The sequence below is a fragment of the Tissierella simiarum genome, assembly GCF_018917865.1.
Lineage (GTDB): Bacteria > Bacillota > Clostridia > Tissierellales > Tissierellaceae > Tissierella_C > Tissierella_C simiarum.
In genome coordinates this window covers 177,561-194,781 of sequence record NZ_JAHLPM010000008.1, presented here as the reverse complement: position 1 = coordinate 194,781, position 17,221 = coordinate 177,561, and the positions used below count along the sequence as shown (strand labels likewise).

At 30.3% G+C, this 17,221-nt stretch carries 21 protein-coding genes and 1 riboswitch; of the genes, 13 read left to right on the top strand and 8 right to left on the bottom strand.

The annotated features are described in order from the left end of the window. Positions 1 to 254: 254 nt before the first annotated feature. Complete coding sequence (locus KQI42_RS10965) at positions 255 to 413, bottom strand: hypothetical protein (RefSeq protein WP_216519713.1); 159 nt, start codon at positions 411 to 413, stop codon at positions 255 to 257. Positions 414 to 657: 244 nt separating this feature from the next. Next, positions 658 to 867, bottom strand: a complete 210-nt coding sequence (locus KQI42_RS21355) for a CDIF630_02480 family spore surface protein (RefSeq protein ID WP_216519711.1) — start codon at positions 865 to 867, stop codon at positions 658 to 660. A gap of 94 nt (positions 868 to 961) precedes the next feature. On the opposite strand from KQI42_RS21355, the gene KQI42_RS10955 reads away from it, so the two are divergent. Beyond that, on the top strand, positions 962 to 1,555 hold the full coding sequence (locus tag KQI42_RS10955) for an HD domain-containing protein (RefSeq protein WP_216519709.1): 594 nt from the start codon (positions 962 to 964) through the stop codon (positions 1,553 to 1,555). Between the two features lie 334 nt (positions 1,556 to 1,889). Beyond that, positions 1,890 to 3,731: a S8 family serine peptidase gene (locus tag KQI42_RS10950; protein ID WP_216519707.1), complete on the top strand. Its 1,842-nt coding sequence runs from the start codon at positions 1,890 to 1,892 to the stop codon at positions 3,729 to 3,731. A gap of 79 nt (positions 3,732 to 3,810) precedes the next feature. Here KQI42_RS10950 and KQI42_RS10945 read toward each other — a convergent pair whose 3' ends face one another. Both KQI42_RS10945 and KQI42_RS10940 read right to left on the bottom strand, forming a co-directional pair. After that, positions 3,811 to 4,263, bottom strand: a complete 453-nt coding sequence (locus KQI42_RS10945) for an NUDIX hydrolase (RefSeq protein ID WP_281420403.1) — start codon at positions 4,261 to 4,263, stop codon at positions 3,811 to 3,813. A 147-nt stretch (positions 4,264 to 4,410) separates the two neighbouring features. Beyond that, positions 4,411 to 5,388, bottom strand: coding sequence for a diaminopimelate dehydrogenase (locus tag KQI42_RS10940; RefSeq protein WP_216519704.1), 978 nt, complete (start codon positions 5,386 to 5,388; stop codon positions 4,411 to 4,413). Positions 5,389 to 5,573: 185 nt separating this feature from the next. On the opposite strand from KQI42_RS10940, the gene KQI42_RS10935 reads away from it, so the two are divergent. Further along, entirely contained in the window at positions 5,574 to 6,806 is a 1,233-nt protein-coding gene (locus KQI42_RS10935; RefSeq protein ID WP_216519702.1) for a hypothetical protein, read from the top strand. A 47-nt stretch (positions 6,807 to 6,853) separates the two neighbouring features. On the opposite strand, the gene KQI42_RS10930 is transcribed toward KQI42_RS10935, so the two are convergent. From KQI42_RS10930 to KQI42_RS10915, 4 genes are all read right to left on the bottom strand, one after another. Further along, positions 6,854 to 7,654: a MetQ/NlpA family ABC transporter substrate-binding protein gene (locus KQI42_RS10930; protein ID WP_216519700.1), complete on the bottom strand. Its 801-nt coding sequence runs from the start codon at positions 7,652 to 7,654 to the stop codon at positions 6,854 to 6,856. A gap of 17 nt (positions 7,655 to 7,671) precedes the next feature. Then, positions 7,672 to 8,313: a methionine ABC transporter permease gene (locus tag KQI42_RS10925; RefSeq protein ID WP_216519698.1), complete on the bottom strand. Its 642-nt coding sequence runs from the start codon at positions 8,311 to 8,313 to the stop codon at positions 7,672 to 7,674. Beyond that, positions 8,313 to 9,317 carry a methionine ABC transporter ATP-binding protein gene (locus KQI42_RS10920; RefSeq protein ID WP_216519696.1) on the bottom strand — a complete coding sequence of 335 codons (1,005 nt, stop codon included), beginning with the start codon at positions 9,315 to 9,317 and terminating at the stop codon, positions 8,313 to 8,315. The genes KQI42_RS10925 and KQI42_RS10920 overlap by 1 nt, the downstream gene beginning before the upstream one ends. A gap of 101 nt (positions 9,318 to 9,418) precedes the next feature. Beyond that, positions 9,419 to 9,518, bottom strand: a riboswitch (SAM riboswitch). 193 nt (positions 9,519 to 9,711) lie between these two features. Beyond that, positions 9,712 to 9,981 (bottom strand): hypothetical protein, encoded by a 270-nt coding sequence (locus tag KQI42_RS10915; RefSeq protein WP_216519693.1) that lies wholly within the window; start codon positions 9,979 to 9,981, stop codon positions 9,712 to 9,714. A 136-nt stretch (positions 9,982 to 10,117) separates the two neighbouring features. Here KQI42_RS10915 and KQI42_RS10910 point away from each other — a divergent pair, with 136 nt between their 5' ends. The 10 genes from KQI42_RS10910 (at position 10,118) to KQI42_RS10865 (ending at position 17,218) form a co-directional block, all read left to right on the top strand. Next, entirely contained in the window at positions 10,118 to 10,324 is a 207-nt protein-coding gene (locus KQI42_RS10910) for a hypothetical protein (RefSeq protein WP_216519692.1), read from the top strand. 13 nt (positions 10,325 to 10,337) lie between these two features. Next, entirely contained in the window at positions 10,338 to 10,598 is a 261-nt protein-coding gene (locus KQI42_RS10905) for a spore coat protein (RefSeq protein ID WP_216519690.1), read from the top strand. Between the two features lie 224 nt (positions 10,599 to 10,822). After that, on the top strand, positions 10,823 to 11,746 hold the full coding sequence (gene pyrB, locus KQI42_RS10900; protein WP_216519688.1) for an aspartate carbamoyltransferase: 924 nt from the start codon (positions 10,823 to 10,825) through the stop codon (positions 11,744 to 11,746). Further along, the gene (locus KQI42_RS10895) at positions 11,747 to 12,175 is read left to right on the top strand and encodes an aspartate carbamoyltransferase regulatory subunit (RefSeq protein WP_216519685.1); all 429 of its coding nucleotides are present in this window, start codon (positions 11,747 to 11,749) and stop codon (positions 12,173 to 12,175) included. A gap of 1 nt (position 12,176) precedes the next feature. Beyond that, positions 12,177 to 13,403 (top strand): dihydroorotase, encoded by a 1,227-nt coding sequence (locus tag KQI42_RS10890; RefSeq protein ID WP_216519683.1) that lies wholly within the window; start codon positions 12,177 to 12,179, stop codon positions 13,401 to 13,403. Then, positions 13,390 to 14,247 (top strand): orotidine-5'-phosphate decarboxylase, encoded by an 858-nt coding sequence (gene pyrF / locus KQI42_RS10885; RefSeq protein ID WP_216519681.1) that lies wholly within the window; start codon positions 13,390 to 13,392, stop codon positions 14,245 to 14,247. Before KQI42_RS10890 ends, pyrF begins: the two co-directional genes overlap by 14 nt. Continuing rightward, positions 14,237 to 14,968 (top strand): dihydroorotate dehydrogenase electron transfer subunit, encoded by a 732-nt coding sequence (locus tag KQI42_RS10880; RefSeq protein WP_216519679.1) that lies wholly within the window; start codon positions 14,237 to 14,239, stop codon positions 14,966 to 14,968. Before pyrF ends, KQI42_RS10880 begins: the two co-directional genes overlap by 11 nt. Next, the gene (locus tag KQI42_RS10875; protein ID WP_216519677.1) at positions 14,961 to 15,866 is read left to right on the top strand and encodes a dihydroorotate dehydrogenase; all 906 of its coding nucleotides are present in this window, start codon (positions 14,961 to 14,963) and stop codon (positions 15,864 to 15,866) included. The genes KQI42_RS10880 and KQI42_RS10875 overlap by 8 nt, the downstream gene beginning before the upstream one ends. Further along, positions 15,862 to 16,428 carry an orotate phosphoribosyltransferase gene (pyrE, locus tag KQI42_RS10870; protein WP_216519727.1) on the top strand — a complete coding sequence of 189 codons (567 nt, stop codon included), beginning with the start codon at positions 15,862 to 15,864 and terminating at the stop codon, positions 16,426 to 16,428. The genes KQI42_RS10875 and pyrE overlap by 5 nt, the downstream gene beginning before the upstream one ends. Before the next feature lie 187 nt (positions 16,429 to 16,615). Further along, positions 16,616 to 17,218, top strand: coding sequence for a hypothetical protein (locus KQI42_RS10865; protein ID WP_216519675.1), 603 nt, complete (start codon positions 16,616 to 16,618; stop codon positions 17,216 to 17,218). The last annotated feature ends 3 nt before the right edge of the window (positions 17,219 to 17,221 follow it).

Below are 17,221 nucleotides of genomic sequence, written 5' to 3'. Positions count from 1 at the left end.
ATACATATTTTTGCTTAAAAAGCATAACTCTCTTAAAGCTAAATATTCACCTTTAGACAAATGTTTAAGCTGTTGTTTTTGAACACCAAACAAAACTTCTTTAGTAGGCTTTTGGGGCATTTAAATCCTCCTTTCTTAGAAAATTATAGTAATATTATAGTATAGTAGTCATGATTTTACAATAAATGCTATTACTTATGCAATCTAATAAAAGAAAAAACTTAGCTAAAGCTAAGTAAAAATTCACCACCCACCTATAGAGGATGGGTGTACTCTTTTTGAAAAAAGATAGAAATAAAATCTTTTTCAGACAAGAAATCATGTGTAAGTTTGACAGCTGATTCCCATACATTTAGTATTTCAGAAAGACTCTTATTATTTATGTTATCTAATTTAATTATATTACTGTACATTCTATATTCTCCTTTTATATAGACTTTTCTCCTATGTTTTCTAGTATATGTGTTGCCATTTATTCATGAAAGGTATCCCAAAATATGTATAAACTTCTCCAAAGAATAAATGATTTTCATACATATATTTTATTACATCTAACTTAAATTCACCACAATATTTTCCATAAAAACACTCCCTTTATAGTCGCAGATTTATTTGTTTTATCTGTCTACTATAAAGGGAGTGCACTTCATCTATGGGCTATTTCTTGTTTTCGTTGTCTACCCATTCTTTAGATTCTATAACCGCATCTAAAGTAGGCATAGCAACTTTGGAGTGTGGTATTCGTTTTTCAGTTTTATAATATACATCCGTTGAAGTTTCTTCTTTTTTAGAATCCTTGTGCATTTGATAGCCAGTACAAGGGTCAGCACTCGAATTTCTTTTACAGTTTATTTTATCTTTATCCACTATAATCCCTCCTATAAATAGTATTTACCCAATTAGAATAAATATGATAAACTTAAATTAAACTAGTAATATAAAATATAAGGAGTTGAATATTATGGAAAATAATAGATTAATGAAAGATATAGAATTTATTGTAGAAATAGATAAAATGAAATCCATACTTAGACAAACTACTTTAATGGATAAATCTAAAAGAGAAAATGATGCAGAACATTCATGGCATATATCTGTTATGGCTATGGTATTATCTGAATATGCTAACGAAGAGGTGGATACATATAAAGTTATAAAGATGCTTTTAATTCACGATTTAGTGGAAATATATGCAGGTGATACTTTTTGCTATGATAAAGTGGGGAATGAAGATAAGAAAGAAAGAGAACTTAAAGCAGCAGAAAAAATATTTGGAATGTTAGGAGAAGATAAAGGCAAAGAATTTAGAGAACTTTGGGATGAATTTGAGGAAATGAAAACTAAAGAAGCACTATTTGCCGCTTCTATGGATAGACTGCAACCAATGCTTAGTAATTATTATTCTGGTGGAGGAACTTGGGAGAAATTTAATGTACAAAAGAAGGATATTTATAAAAGAATATCTCCTGTAAAAGAATCATCAGAAGAATTATGGAAGTTTGTTGAATATATGATAGAAGATGCCTTTGAAAAAGGATATATTACGAAAGAATAATGTGTTTATAGAAAAATAGTTAAGTCTAAAAGACCTAACTATTTTTTATAAATATTAAAACAGAACTTTATAATAACTCTTTTCTTAATTCTTCCATTGATTTAGGTGAAAGATATCCTAGAGGAATATAATATTAAAAAATATTAATATATTTCTAAAAATATTTGGAACTTTTTTTGTTAATTTGTACTCTATATTATTAAAGAGAACATTTTTAGACATTCATATATAAAATCTCTAGACATAACTAAATATTTTTTAGAAAGGCGTGATTAAAATGGGGATATATCTTTGTAAGCTGTCAAAATAAAATTAAAAAAAGGAGTGGGGAATTATGCTAAAAAGACACATGTGTTTAATGACACTCATAACCATTTTAATTTTTTCATTTTTGACACCTATTTATGGAGATTCAGCTAAAGGTATAGTAATAGACGGAATCAATGTTCAACAAGGAGCAGATAAAGATCTTTCTATATTTGAAATTTCTTCAGATGAGATAATAGAGTTACCTCCATTTAAACCAAGATTACTTTCTCCTATACAGGATATTGAAAAACATGAAAGGTGGAAAGGAAATAAGTTAACTTGGGAGATTAGACAGATGAAAGAATCAGGAAAATTTGCTAAAGATGATGTAATTAAAGTACAAATATCACCATATTTTGAATTTACAGATGAAGAATTCTTAATGAAAATTAAAGAAAACTTTGGAGAAGATATGGAGTATGAAAAAGTAGGACCAAGATATAATTTAGATATAACTATAGAACAGCTAGATATTTTAGAAGCAATGGATGAAGTAATGAGAATTGCTGATCCTGATGAAGAGCAGAATGTCACTATTAGTCATGAGACTAATAGTGACATTGGTCTTAATTTAGATGCAGCTACAGAAATGATGGGAATAAAAAAGGCACGTTCTGATTTTGGAGTAACAGGAGATTTAGATGGAAATAAAACTAAATATTCAAAAAATGATGTAGTAATAGCTATTGTGGATACTGGAATAGATGCTGGTCATATAGATTTAGATGGTGGAAAGGTTATTGGCTGGTATGATGTAGTAAATGGTGAAAGTAAGCCTTATGACGACCATGGACATGGTACTCATGTTGCTAGTATAGCAGCTGGAACTGGAGAGGGAGATCCTAATAATCAAGTAGGATTCGCACCTGGAGCAGCATTAGTTGGAGTAAAAGTTATGGATAAGTATGGAGGAGGATATACTACGCATATTATAGATGGTCTTCAATGGATATATGATAATATTGATAAGTATAATATAGATGTAGTAAATATGAGTATAGGTACACATTCTTCATATAAAAATGTTAAAGAAGTAATTGATTTAATAAATGATATAGATAGGAAAGGGGTGCCGGTATTTGTTGCAGCAGGAAATGAAGGTGATGGGAGAGAACTGGGGCGATACTATGATACTTTAAGTACCTATGCTAAATACACATCTACATCTGTAGGAAGTGTTAGAGATCCTTATGAAGGTGGATGGGGATTAAGTAAATTTTCTTCTAGAGGGACAGGCAATCAAGGTCCTTATATAGTTGCTCCAGGACATAATATTAGAGCAGCTAGAGCTAATTCTAGGAAAGGATATAAAACGGATTCTGGTACATCTATGTCTACACCAGCAGTTACTGGTACCTATGCGCTTATGCTTGATGCAGCATATACTAGAGGAAATTCAGAAATAAGTTTTTCAGGATTTGATATGGGACCAACAGGCTATGATAAGTTATATGGTAATGGAAATTTACTTGGATATGAATCTATAAAAAGAGCTGGTAGATATTCGGGAAGTTTTGATAACTATCGTACCTATATTAGGAAACCTGAAGGTTACGTTAACAAAGGTGATGCAGTAATATTTCCTATAGAGGTAAATTCATCGACGGTAGATCTTAACGTAAATTTATTGATATTAGATGAAAACAATGAAGATTTAGATATAGTTATATGGGAACCGGGAGCAAATCCATTAGAGGGGGATCCGTGGACATACTTAATTGGAGAAGAGAAAGAAATGCCTCATGAACATATTAGTATTAAGAATCCAAAACGCGGGACTTATTATATAGGAGTCGCTGGCATGAGAGATTCAGGAAACTATTCATTGGAGATTACAGGATATAATATAGAAATAGGCGAGTGGTAAATAAGTAAGGCAGATATTTTTGATATCTGCCTTACTTATACCAGTTTTTTACTATACGAGAAAAACATCTTTTGTTTAATTAATATATTTCGCTGTACGGAATAGCATCTAAATAGTTTTGTATTGCTAGTTTTCTAATATCAATAATTTCATTGGGAAGATTACCTAAATCAAACCACTCCAATGCTGAACACTTATTTGGCTCAGCTATTGTAGCAATACCATCATATTTTTTTACAATAAAATAAATATCATAATATGTGGGACCACCATTTTTTCCAATTCGATGTGATAAATGTACAAATTCTACGAACTCAACATCAACAGTAATGCCAAGTTCTTCTAAACATTCTCTGATGACTGCCATCTTTGCAGTTTCGCCTTCATCTACATGTCCACTTCCAGCAAAGTCCCATTTACCGTCCATATAACCAGTATTAGCTCGTTGATGAAGAAGAACTTGCATTTTTCCATCACATTGACGAACAATAATTGGGAAAACAGCTGATAGTGCTTTATAATGTTTATCCATATTTACACACCCCGCACAATATAAATTTTGTCTATCTAAGGTACATTGTAGTAAGGATGATTGTTGGTCTAATTTATATCTATTTCATGTATATGATAATGTTAATGACTCTTAACGAATCAAATGATTCACTTTAATGATGAATCTTTATAACAACTCTTTTCTTAATTCTTCCATTGATTTAGGTGAAAGATATCCTAAAGGAATATCGAATACTGTACATGCACCGCTTTTTCCTTCTATAGATAGTTTATGTATTGCTCTAGCATATGCTATCATTACACTTGAAGTAAACTCTGGATTACTTTCTAGATCTAAACTGAATTTTATTTTTTGTCTATTTCCTTCACCAGTTTTTCCTGTACATATAACAAAGCCTCCATGAGGAATTTTAGAACGATGAATTGCTAATCCTTCTTCAGAGACAAAGTGTACTGTTGTATCATAGCCTTCAAAATAATTTGGCATTTTTTTTATTTCGTTTTCTATTCTATCTAAATCTTCACCTTCTTCTACAACCACATAACAGTCACGTTTGTGTTTTTCACAGGCTTTAAGATCAGGATTTTCAAATGTATTGACTTTCTCAATAGCTGATTCAATAGGAATAGTATATTGAATTGCATCTTTTACACCCTTTATTGATCGTATTGCATCGGAGTGACCTTGACTTACTCCTTTACCCCAGAAGGTATAATCTTTTCCATTAGGTAGAACCGTTTGAGCTAAAAGGCGGTTAATGGAGAATAGCCCTGGATCCCAGCCAACAGAAATTAGGCTTAATTTACCAGAATTTGTTGCAGCTTCATCTACTTTTTTAAAATATTCTGGAATACTTTGATGATTATCAAAGCTGTCAACAGTGTTGAAACATGATGCGATTAGAGGACCCTGTATTGGGGTATCATTGGCAGAACCACCACATAAAATCATTACATCTATCTTTTCTTTATAATTCCAGATTTCTGATACATGTATTGCTTTATGAGATGTTTGTAATGTACTAGGATCTCTTTTAGTAAAAATAGCTTCAAGTTCAAAGTCGGGATTTTGTTTTAAGGCCATTTCTACTCCTTTTCCTAAATTCCCATAGCCTACGATACCAATTCTAATTTTTTTATCCATGTTAACCCTCCATAGTTATAATTCTACCGAAATAAATATACTAAATAGTTTATCACAATATTTTATACTTTTCTACTTTTTGAATTTGGATAAAATTGGAGAATGGTAAAAATAGTTGGAACTTTTTCTGTTATTCTATACTCTATATTATTACAATAAAGATAAAATAAAAAGGAGTGAAGATTATGTTAAAAAGACGTATACTAACTATTGCTATCATAATATTTTTGACTTTTTTAAATATGAAACTTATATATGGAGATTCAGCTAAATCTATAGATAAAGTGAGTACTATGCCAGTAGATTCTAAAGCAACAAAATCTATTCCTAGGATTAGAAGGGATAGTAAGCTTTCTCCTAAAATTAGATACATAAAAGAAAATAGGCAGTATTCTAAGGATGATAGAATTAAAGTTCAAGTAAAAACTTATTTTGATACAAAAGATGAAGAGGTTTTTGAAAGATTGAAAAAAGAGTTTGGGAAAGAGGTAGAATATGAAGGAATTGGGATATTTAATCTAAACATATCTATGAATCAATTAAATGTATTGGAAGGCATGGAAGAAGTTTTGATTATAAACATATTTGAACCAGAAAATGAGGAAATTAAACTTTCTCAGGAAATTAGAGAAATTAAAGAATATGGCAAACATACTAATAGAGATATAATTAAAGTAAGAGCTGAAGTTCATGGATTAAGATATGAAAACTTTGAGAAGGAGGTTAAGAAAAAGTTTGGAGAAGATATATACTTGGAGTCTATGGGAAAAACACATCCAAAAGGTGAAATATATGTTTATCTAAATTGTTTATACGATTTAGATATTAAAATGGAACAGTTAGATACTCTAGAAAATATGGAAGATGTATTCAAGATTTCTGATTATGAAATATCTCGAAGGGGAATGTATATTAAACCAATGAGAAGTGGACCCAAAAGTATAATCATAGATAAACTAAATATTAGAACAGGAGATGGTAAAGAACTTTCTGTAATTAACAATCCTTCAGAAGGAGCGATTCAATTATCGCCTGTTAAACCAAGGGGACTTTCTCCTATAAAAGAGAGAGAAAAGCGTGAAAAATGGGAAGGAGATAAATTGACTTGGAAGATTAGACAGATGAAAGAATCAGGAAAGTATAATAAAGATGATATAATCAAAGTGCTAGTATCACCAGACTTTGACGTTATACATGAAGAATTCATAAAGAAAATTAAAGAAAGTCTTGGAGAGAATATAAAATATGAAAAGGTAGGTCGTAAATATGAATTAGATATTACAATGGAACAGCTGGATATTTTAGAAGCAATGGATGAAGTAATGACTATTAGCCATCCTGATCCAGAGGATGTTGATTATATATGTGATATTAATAAAAATACTGAAACGAGTACTGAATCTACAAAAACAAGATAAAGGGGCATGATTAAGCCCCTTTATTAGTTTTTATATTTGATTAATATTTAAAATGCTGGTATTATAGCTCCACCATATGTGTCTTCAATATATTTTTTAACCTTTTCGCTTTGAAGGGCTTTTAATAATTTAACAAATTTTTCTTTATTTTCTTCTCCTGCTCTTATAGCTACTAAATTAGCATAAGGAGAGTCTTTTCCTTCAATGAATAAACTATCTTTTACTGGGTTTAATCCTGCATCCAAGGCATAGTTACCGTTTATAACTGCTCCATCAACGTCTTTTAATACTCTTGGAAGGGAACCTGCTTCTAAGGATTTAACTTTAAGATTTTTTGGATTCTCTACTATGTCTTTTTCAGTAGCTTCTAAACCTGCACCATCTTTAAGCTTAATTAGTCCATTACTTTCAAGAAGAAGCAAAGCTCTACCACCATTTACAGTATCGTTTGGAATCAATATTTCACTACCATCTTTTAACTCATCTATAGAATTGATTTTTGAAGAATAGAATCCCATTGGTTCTATATGAACTTTTCCTAAAGAAATTATATCCAATTTTTCTTTTTCCTTAAAGTCATTTAAATAAGGTTCATGTTGGAAAAAGTTAGCATCTATTTCTTTATCGGCTAAAGCATGATTGGGTTTAACATAATCAGTAAACTCTATTACGGTTACTTTAAGTCCTTCGTTTTCTAGGTCTTCTTTAATAAGATTAATTAGCTCTCTATGAGGAACAGGAGAAACGCCTATTTTAATTTCATTGTCAGCACTTTCTTTTTTACTACAACCTGCTAATAGAGATAAGGACAAAACTACAATTAATATTAATGACAATACTTTTTTCAATTTAACTCCCCCTTGTGTTATTTTTTATTTATTTTTATAGAAATCCTATCACCTAAGTATTGAATTCCTTGGACCAATAGGATTATTATTAAAACAGAAACAATCATTAAATCTGTTTGGAACCTATAGAATCCAAAACGGATTGCTAAATCTCCTAAGCCGCCTCCTCCAATGGCACCCGCCATTGCTGAATATCCAATTAAGTTGATTATAGTTAAAGTTATACCTAAAACTAAAGAAGGCATTGCTTCTGGAATAAGAACCTTTGTAATTATTTGGGATACTGTAGCACCCATGGAAAGGCTTAATTCAACTACACCTTTATCTACTTCCTTTAAAGAACTTTCCATAACCCTTGCTACAAAAGGAGCTGCAGCTATGGAAAGAGGTACAATAGTTGCTGTTGTTCCAATGGTTTTTCCCACTAATAACTTGGATAAAGGAAACACTAAAATCATCAAAATTAAAAAAGGAAAAGATCTTAGTACATTTATAATTCCATTGAGAATTTTATTGAGTAAAGGTTTCTCCCAAATATTATCTTTTTCTGTAATTACCAGTAAAATTCCTAAAGGAAAACCTATTAAGATAGAAAAAATAGTTGATAATAAAACCATATACAAAGTTTCTAGTAAAGAAGGTACAAGTAATTCAGCCATTATATCACCTCCACATGAACATTTTCATTATTTAAAAATTCAATAGCTTTTTGAACTTCTTCACAATCTCCAAGTAATTCTAATATTAAATGTCCTACACTATTACTTTGAAGTTTATTGATATTTCCAGAAAGAATATTTACATCAATGTTAAAATTTCTAATAATCTTTGAAACAATAGGTTGTTTAGCATTGTTTCCCAAAAAACTAAGTCTAATGAGTTTACCTTTAAAATCCTCTGGATTAATGATTTCTTCTTCAAAATTAGATGATAAAGTGTCTATAAAAGCTTGAGCCGTTTTGGTCTTTGGTTGTTTAAAAAGATTTTCTACTGTGTTTTCTTCAATTACTTTACCATTTTCCATTATAGCAACCCTATCACATATATCTTTTACTACTTCCATTTGGTGTGTTATGAGAACTATAGTTACCCCTAGTTCCTGTCTAATTTTACTCAATAAAGCCAAAATGGATTTGGTAGTTTTTGGGTCCAATGCAGAAGTTCCTTCATCACTTAACAATATCTTAGGATTATTAGCTAAGGCTCTTGCAATAGCTACTCTTTGTTTTTGACCTCCACTTAATTGAGATGGATAAGCATTTTTTTTATCTGTTAGTTCTACGTATTCTAAAAGCTTATCAACTCTTTCTTTAATCTTGCTTTTATCCATTTTTTCCAATTCCAATGGAAAAGCTATGTTTTCATAAACAGTTTTTTGAGATAATAGATTGAAGTGTTGAAAAATCATCCCTATTTCTTTTCTTTCTTTTCTTAAATCACCTTTGCTGAGATTAGTTATATCTACTCCATCTATGATAATACTGCCTTCTGTAGGTTCTTCAAGCCTATTTAAGCATCTAATTAAAGTAGATTTTCCAGCACCACTTAATCCAATAATTCCAAATATTTCTCCTCTGTTTATATCTAAGGACACATTTTTAACTGCCCAGAATTCATCTTTATTATCTTTAAAAGATTTAGATAAGTTTTCTATTTTAATCATTATAACGCCCCTTTAACCAAAAATTTATTAAAATAAAAACCTCTTAGAGTAAAAGAGGTTTAAATTAAAAAAACCTCTTAGAAGAAAGAGGTTTTTTTCCTCTCTCATCTATCGGTATAAATACCGCAGGATTTAGCACCTTGTGATTTCACAGGTTGCCGGGTTTCATAGGGCCAGTCCCTCCACCTCTCTGGATAAGAGTTTCTATTCGATTTTTCTTAGGACTAATTGTAATACGATTATCCTTTTTTGTCAAGTTCAATTTCTTTTATAACGAATAAGAGAGTTCTACTTTTTCTTTTTTTAATAGAGGAACTCGTTTTGACCTCAATGAGTTTCAAGAAAATCTACCTTAAAATGCATCGATAGATACTTTTCTTATTTGCATATAAATTTAAATATGTCTATTTTCTATTTTATTATAAACATCTTCATGATTCATTCCTCTAGTATCTATTAAAGTCGTTTGAGGAGTATAAAATATATCACTAGACATATTTAAAATATTTGCATCAGAAGGTATTACTTCATTATATTGATTAAAATTCGTATTATGCAAATTTTCTATTTTGTAAAACATATCCATTTCATCATCGCTACCAGTGCCATTAAAAAACGTAGTATATGGACTTAAACTAGTTTCAATATAATTATCTTTGTCCATTTTTTTACACCTCCTAATTTTAATTTTAGTTTTGCCAATTTTAAATTTTAATATTAAAACACCTTTTACCAGCATAATTTAAATTTTTTAAGACAAAATATTAAGGAAAGAAAATTTTTTTGAGAGGAGTGTATTTATGGCGTTAAAAAATCCAGTTAATTTAGGAAATATTAATCAATCAGAACTTCAAAGTATAAGAGAAATAACAGGAGCTCACTTAACTATGAGTACAAAATTTGATTTTTACTCTAATCAATGTCAAGATCCTCAAATAAAACAATTATTTAAACAATCAAGCCAAGATTCTCAAACAACAGCTAGTAGTTTAATGAATTCAATTTAAGGAGGTATATATTATGCAAGAAAAAGATATGGTAAGTGATATATTAGCAGGGACTAAAGCTAGTATAGAATCATATACTAAGGCTATTACAGAATGTGCTAATCAACAATTGAGAAGTACTTTTCAACAATTAAGAAATGAAGCTGAACAATTCCAATATCAGCTATTTCAAATAGCAGAACAAAAAGGTTATTATGTACCAGCACCACCAGCTAATCAAAATGACATACAACAAGTTAAAAGTGGTTTAAGCGGCGGAACAGCTATGAAGTAAAAAATAAAGTCAGGAGATCCTGACTTTATTTTTTAAATATCTATTGACATTTAAATATATTTATGTTAACTTCATAAGGAAAAATAAATACCTTTAAACTGATCCTGTGAGGTCAGAAAGGAGAGCGTAGATAAGCATTGGTATACCTATGCCTTCCTTTATGGAAGGCTTTTTTAGTACGCAGATCCTTTAAAGGTCTAATAGACTAAAAAGGAGGTAATAAAATGTTAAAAGGAAGACACTTAATAGATCCCCAAGATTTTACTATCGAAGAACTAGAAAGTATATTTAGTTTAGCTGAAAAAATAATTAATAACCAAGAGGATTTTACCCATTTATGTGATGGAAAAATATTAGGAACTCTATTTTATGAACCTAGTACTAGAACAAGGTTTAGTTTTGAAGCAGCAATGTTAAGATTAGGAGGAAAAGTAATTGGTTTCTCGGAACCAGGCTCCAGTTCAGTAATGAAAGGTGAGAGCATAGCAGATACCATAAAAACAGTAGGAGCTTATACTGATATAATTGCTATTCGCCATCCAAAAGAAGGAGCTCCAAAATACGGTTCTCTTTATTCTCCAGTTCCTTTAATAAATGCAGGAGATGGAGGTCACCAGCATCCAACCCAAACTTTAACAGATCTTTTAACAATCAAACAAGTAAAAGGTACATTATCTAATTTAACCATAGGCCTATGTGGCGACCTTAAATTTGGTCGTACAGTCCATTCTTTAATTAAAGCCATGTCTAGATATGAAAACATCAAATTTATTTTAATATCCCCTAAAGAATTACAAACACCTAAATATATAAAAGCTGAAATTTTAGATAAAAAGAGCTTGGACTATGTAGAAGTAGAAAGGCTAGAAGAAGTAATAGATCAATTAGATATATTGTATATGACAAGAGTTCAAAAAGAACGATTCTTCAATGAAGCCGACTATATAAGATTAAAGGATAGCTATATTTTAGATAAAGCTAAGCTTAAACTAGCAAAACCTGATTTATCCATACTTCATCCTCTTCCAAGAGTAAATGAAATTAGTATGGAAATAGATGAAGACCCAAGGGCTTGTTATTTTAACCAAGTGAAATACGGTATGTTTGTAAGAATGGCTTTAATAGCCAAATTATTGGGGGTGAAGTAAATGTTAAATATAGATAGTATTTCAAAAGGTATTGTAATAGATCATATAAAACCAGGTTATGGATTTATAATATTTAAGCATTTAGGGCTGGATAAAGCCAATTTTACAGTAGCATTGATTATGAATGCACCCAGTAAAAAATATGGACGTAAAGATATAATAAAAGTAGAAAATGTCATAGACTTAGACTTAGCTATGTTAGGTTTTATAGATTCAAACATAACTGTAAACATAATAGAAAATGAAATAATAACAGAGAAAATAAATTTATCTTTACCAAAACTGGTAGAAGGGATAATAGAGTGTAAAAATCCAAGATGTGTAACTTCTATAGAAAGAGATATAGTTCATAAGTTTGCTTTAATAGATGAAGCAAGTGGAAGTTATAAATGTGAGTATTGTGATCAAATATATTCTTGGGAGGGTTAAAATGGAACTTTTAATAAAGGAGTGTAGAATAGTAGATGAAAGTTTAGATTTTATAGGAGATTTATATATAAAAGACGGATTAATAGCTGATTATGGAAAAAATCTAGACTATGACTGTAAATTCATTGATGGAAAAGATTTAACATTGATGCCCTCATTTATAGATATGCATGTGCATTTTAGGGAACCTGGATATACCTATAAGGAAGATTTATATTCAGGTAGTTTAGCTGCATTAAAGGGAGGTTATACTCTAGTAAATTTAATGGCTAATACTAATCCAATATGTAGTTCTATGAAAGTAGTAGAATACGTATTAAATAAATCTAAAGAAATGGATTTAATAGACATCCATCAAACTGTATCTGTTACAGAAAACTTCGATGGAAAAACTCTCTCTCATCTTGATAGGATAGATGAGAGAGTAAAGTTCATTTCTGATGATGGGAAGGGAATAAAATCAAATATAAGCATGTATAAAGCTATGGTAATAGCTAAAGAAAAAGGAATTAGTATTATATCTCATGCAGAAGATGAAGATTTAACTCCCATTGATTTTAGACTTTCAGAAAATATTATAACTGTAAGGGATATATTTTTATCTAAAACTACTGGTGCTCATCTTCACTTAGCTCATGTTAGCACTAAGGAAGCTATACAAGAAATAAGAAAGGGAAAAAGAGAAGGAGCTAATATAACTTGTGAGGTAACTCCACACCATATAGCTCTTTGGTCTAATAACTATAGAGTTAATCCACCTATAAGAGAAAAGGAAGATGTAGAATACCTTATTGAAGGTATAAAAGATGGAGTGATAGATGTAATAGCTACAGATCATGCCCCTCATAGTGAAGAAGATAAAGAAAAAGGTTCTCCTGGAATATCTGGTATAGAAACGTCTTTTTCAGTAAGTTACACAACTTTAGTTAAATCAAAGACGATAGATTTAAAAAAGTTATCTCAAATAATGTCTGCTAATCCAGGAAGGCTAATGAAAGTAAACAAAGGAAGAATTGAAAAAGGTTTTGATGGAGACGTAGTACTGTTAGATTTAAATACGGAAATCATAGTCAATGAAAGTGAATTTTTATCTAAGGGAAAAAATACTTCTTTTAGTGGAATGAAGTTTTATGGAGAAGTAGTTGCAACTCTTAGAAAAGGAAAAATTAAATATTTAAATGAAGATTTTCCAATACAGTTTTGGAGGGATAGAGTTGATAATAGATAGATTATATAAGGAAGTAGAGAAAAAGGGCAATGTTTGTTTAGGGTTAGATACTCATTTAGATTATATACCAGAAGAAATAAAGAGAGAATATAAAGATGTAGATGAAATTATTTTTCAATTTAATAAGAAAATTATAGATTCTACCATAGATATAACGTCTATCTATAAACTTCAGATAGCATATTATGAAGCCTATGGAATTAAAGGGCTTGTGGCATATAAGAAAACCTTAGAATATATAAAATATAACAATTCCCTATCTATAGGAGATGTAAAAAGAGGGGATATATCGTCTACAGCAGAAATGTATGGAAAAGCTCATTTTGAAGGGGATTTTGAAACAGATTTTATAACCTTAAATCCTTATATGGGTTTTGATAGTATTACTCCCTATTTAAAATATTTAGATACAGGAAATAAAGGCGTATTTGTATTACTTAGGACTTCAAATCCAGGAGCTAAGGATATTCAATATTTAGATATTAATCATGAAAAGTTATATTACAATGTAGGAGATAAATTAAAAGTATTAGCTTCTAAATATAGAGGAAAAAATGGATATAGCTTAATTGGGGCAGTAGTTGGAGGAACTCACATTGATGAAGCTAAGGATATACGAAGACGATACGAGGACATATATTTTCTAATACCTGGGTACGGTGCTCAAGGAGGTAAGGGAAAAGATGTGTCTTTATATTTAAATAATGGCAACGGAGGAATAGTCAACTCTTCAAGAGGAATAATAACAGCCTATAAGAAATATGAAGATGGATATAAAAATTTTGAACATTATACTAGACAAGCAGTATTATCCATGAAGGAGGATATTCGATGTGAAGGATAGTTATGTAGAAGGAATTATTTATTCCAATAATGAGATTAGTTCTAATATACATGAAATAGTTCTAGAAGGAGAGTTTAAAGGAGAACCAGGGCAATTCTATATGATAAGAGGATGGGAGCTAGATCCTTTTTTACCAAGACCTATTAGTATATGTAATAGGGATAATGGGAAAATAATTTTTTTATATGAAATTAGAGGTAAGGGTACCCATATTATATCAAACCTTAAAAAAGGAGATACATTAAACTTATTAGGACCTTTAGGAAACAGTTTTGATTTAAAGTCAAAGGGAAAAATTGCTTTAATAACCGGAGGAATAGGTATTGCACCTATGGCTTATCTCTGTAGGAAACTTTCGGCTGAAATAGATTTTTATTGTGGGTTTAGGAATAATATATATTATCTAGATAATATTAAACCCTATGTAAATAATATATTCGTATCTACAGAAAATGGCTCTAGTGGGCACAAAGGTTTTATAACAGAATTATTTAATCCAGAAAATTATGACTTAGTTCTTACTTGTGGACCTATACCAATGATGAATATAGTGGTTAAAATGTGTAGGACAAAAATACCTGTATATGTTTCTATGGAAAGTAGAATGGCTTGTGGAATAGGTGCTTGCTTAGGATGTAGTATAGAAACTGTTAGAGGAATGGAAAGGGTATGTAAAGAAGGACCTATATTTAAAGGAGAGGAGGTAGTTTTTTATGACTGAAGTTGAAATTTGTGGAGTGAATTTCAAAAATCCTGTTATTGCTGCCTCAGGAACCTTTGGATTTGGAAGGGAGTTTGAAGAATATTTTTCTATAGAAAAATTAGGTGGGATATGTACTAAAGGGCTTACTTTAAATAAAAGAGATGGAAATAGAGGAATAAGAATATATGAAACTCCCTCAGGACTAATGAATAGTATTGGTCTTCAAAATCCAGGTATAGATGCTTTCATTAAAGATGAACTTCCCTTTATGGAAAAACAGGATACAGTAATTCTAGCTAACTTGGGAGGTAGTACTTTAAAAGATTATTTAGAAGGAGCTCAAAGATTGAATTCAACTAATATTCATATGATTGAGCTAAATATTTCCTGTCCTAATGTGAAAGAAGGCGGCATGTCCTTTGGAATTAAATGCAATACTGCTTATGAAATAGTATCAGAAGTTAAAAATATATGTAAAAAGCCTTTAATAGTAAAACTATCTCCTAATGCGGAGAATATAAAGGAAATGGCTTATAGCTGCGTAAAGGCTGGTGCGGATGGGCTTTCTTTAGTAAATACTTTTAATGCATTAGCAATCGATATATATAAGAGAAAACCAGTATTTAATAATATTACAGCAGGTCTTTCAGGACCTTGTATAAAACCTATTGCTTTAAGAATGGTTTATGAAGTTAGTCAGGTTGTAGATGTGCCTATAATAGGCATTGGAGGTATAGTTAATTATAGAGATGCTATAGAATTTATAATGGCTGGTGCTTGGGCAGTGCAAGTTGGTAGTGGGAATTTTATAAAACCAGATATTTGCCTTGATATCATTAAAGGCATTGAAGAATTTATGGATAAAGAGAATGTAAAGTCTTTAGAAGAAATTAGAGGAATAATTGGGAGGGATTAAAATGATAATTGATTTATTAAAGGAAGCAAACGCTTTATTAGAAGGACATTTTTTATTATCATCAGGTAAACATAGCGATAGATATATTCAATGTGCAAAACTTCTTCAATATCCTGATAAGGCTGAAAAAGCAGTAAAATTCATAGTTGGGAAGCTGGAAGGAGTAAACTTCGATATAATAGTTGGTCCAGCCATGGGAGGTATAATTGTAGCTTATGAACTAGGTCGTCAAACAGGTAAACCAGCTATTTTTACTGAAAGAGATGAGGGAGAAATGAAACTTAAAAGAGGATTTAATATTACTAAAGGTCAGAAGGTTCTCATATCCGAAGATGTAGTAACTACTGGAAAATCTGCCTATGAAGCCATAAGAGTTGTAGAAGAATATGGAGGAGAAGTAGTAGGTATTGCTTGCATAGTTGATAGAAGTAGTGGAGACATAAAATATCCTTTATATGCTGGAACTAAATTGCAAATCAATACTTATAGTATAGATAATTGTCCGTTATGCCAAGAAAATAAACCTATAGTAAAGCCAGGTAGTAGAAAGTTAGATATATAATGAAAGTTTGAATTGAAGGATTCTGAAATTAAAGAAATTTATACTCTTCTATGCATTATAAACGAAGTTATAGATATAGGTCTATAGCTTCGTTTATATATTTAAACGGGAAAAGTGTTTGTAAACTAACTATAAAATGGAGTAGAATTATATTAGCTAGTAACTTCTAACTAAGAGGAGTGATTAAATGTTTAATAAGAGTATAAATTTAGATGAAGACATATTATTGAAAAATAAAATACCTCTTTTAATAAATGATCCTACTTGGACAAAACTATTTGGAGAGGCAAACGATAAGAGTATTCAAAATACGAAAGAAGAATTAATTCAATTAGTAAACAATGAAAGTAATTTGGATATGAAATCTAGAGAGCTTCAGAAAGAAAAATTAAATTGTATGAAAATGATTCTAGGAGTTTCTGATTCTGTTAACAATGAAAATAAATTAGAAAATATAGAATTACTGGATGAATATAAAAAGAGAATTCATGAGATTAATGAAGAAATAGATGAAGTAACTTTTCAGCTGGAAACTATCCCTAAGTCAATAAAGGAGTCTAATTTTAACTTGTTGAAAGCCACAGTAAAATATGGTTATGATGAGCTAAAGTATAGGGAAAAAGTAGTGAATCAAGTAGTAGGAGAAATAGAATCTTTGAAAGAAAAGTTAATGGAATTAATAAATACTAAACATGACTATGAAGAATGGATAAATGAGACATATCCTTTTTTACATGGTTTATTAGGAAGTAATGAAATGGAAAAGTTAGATAGAGAAATATTGAAGTAAAAG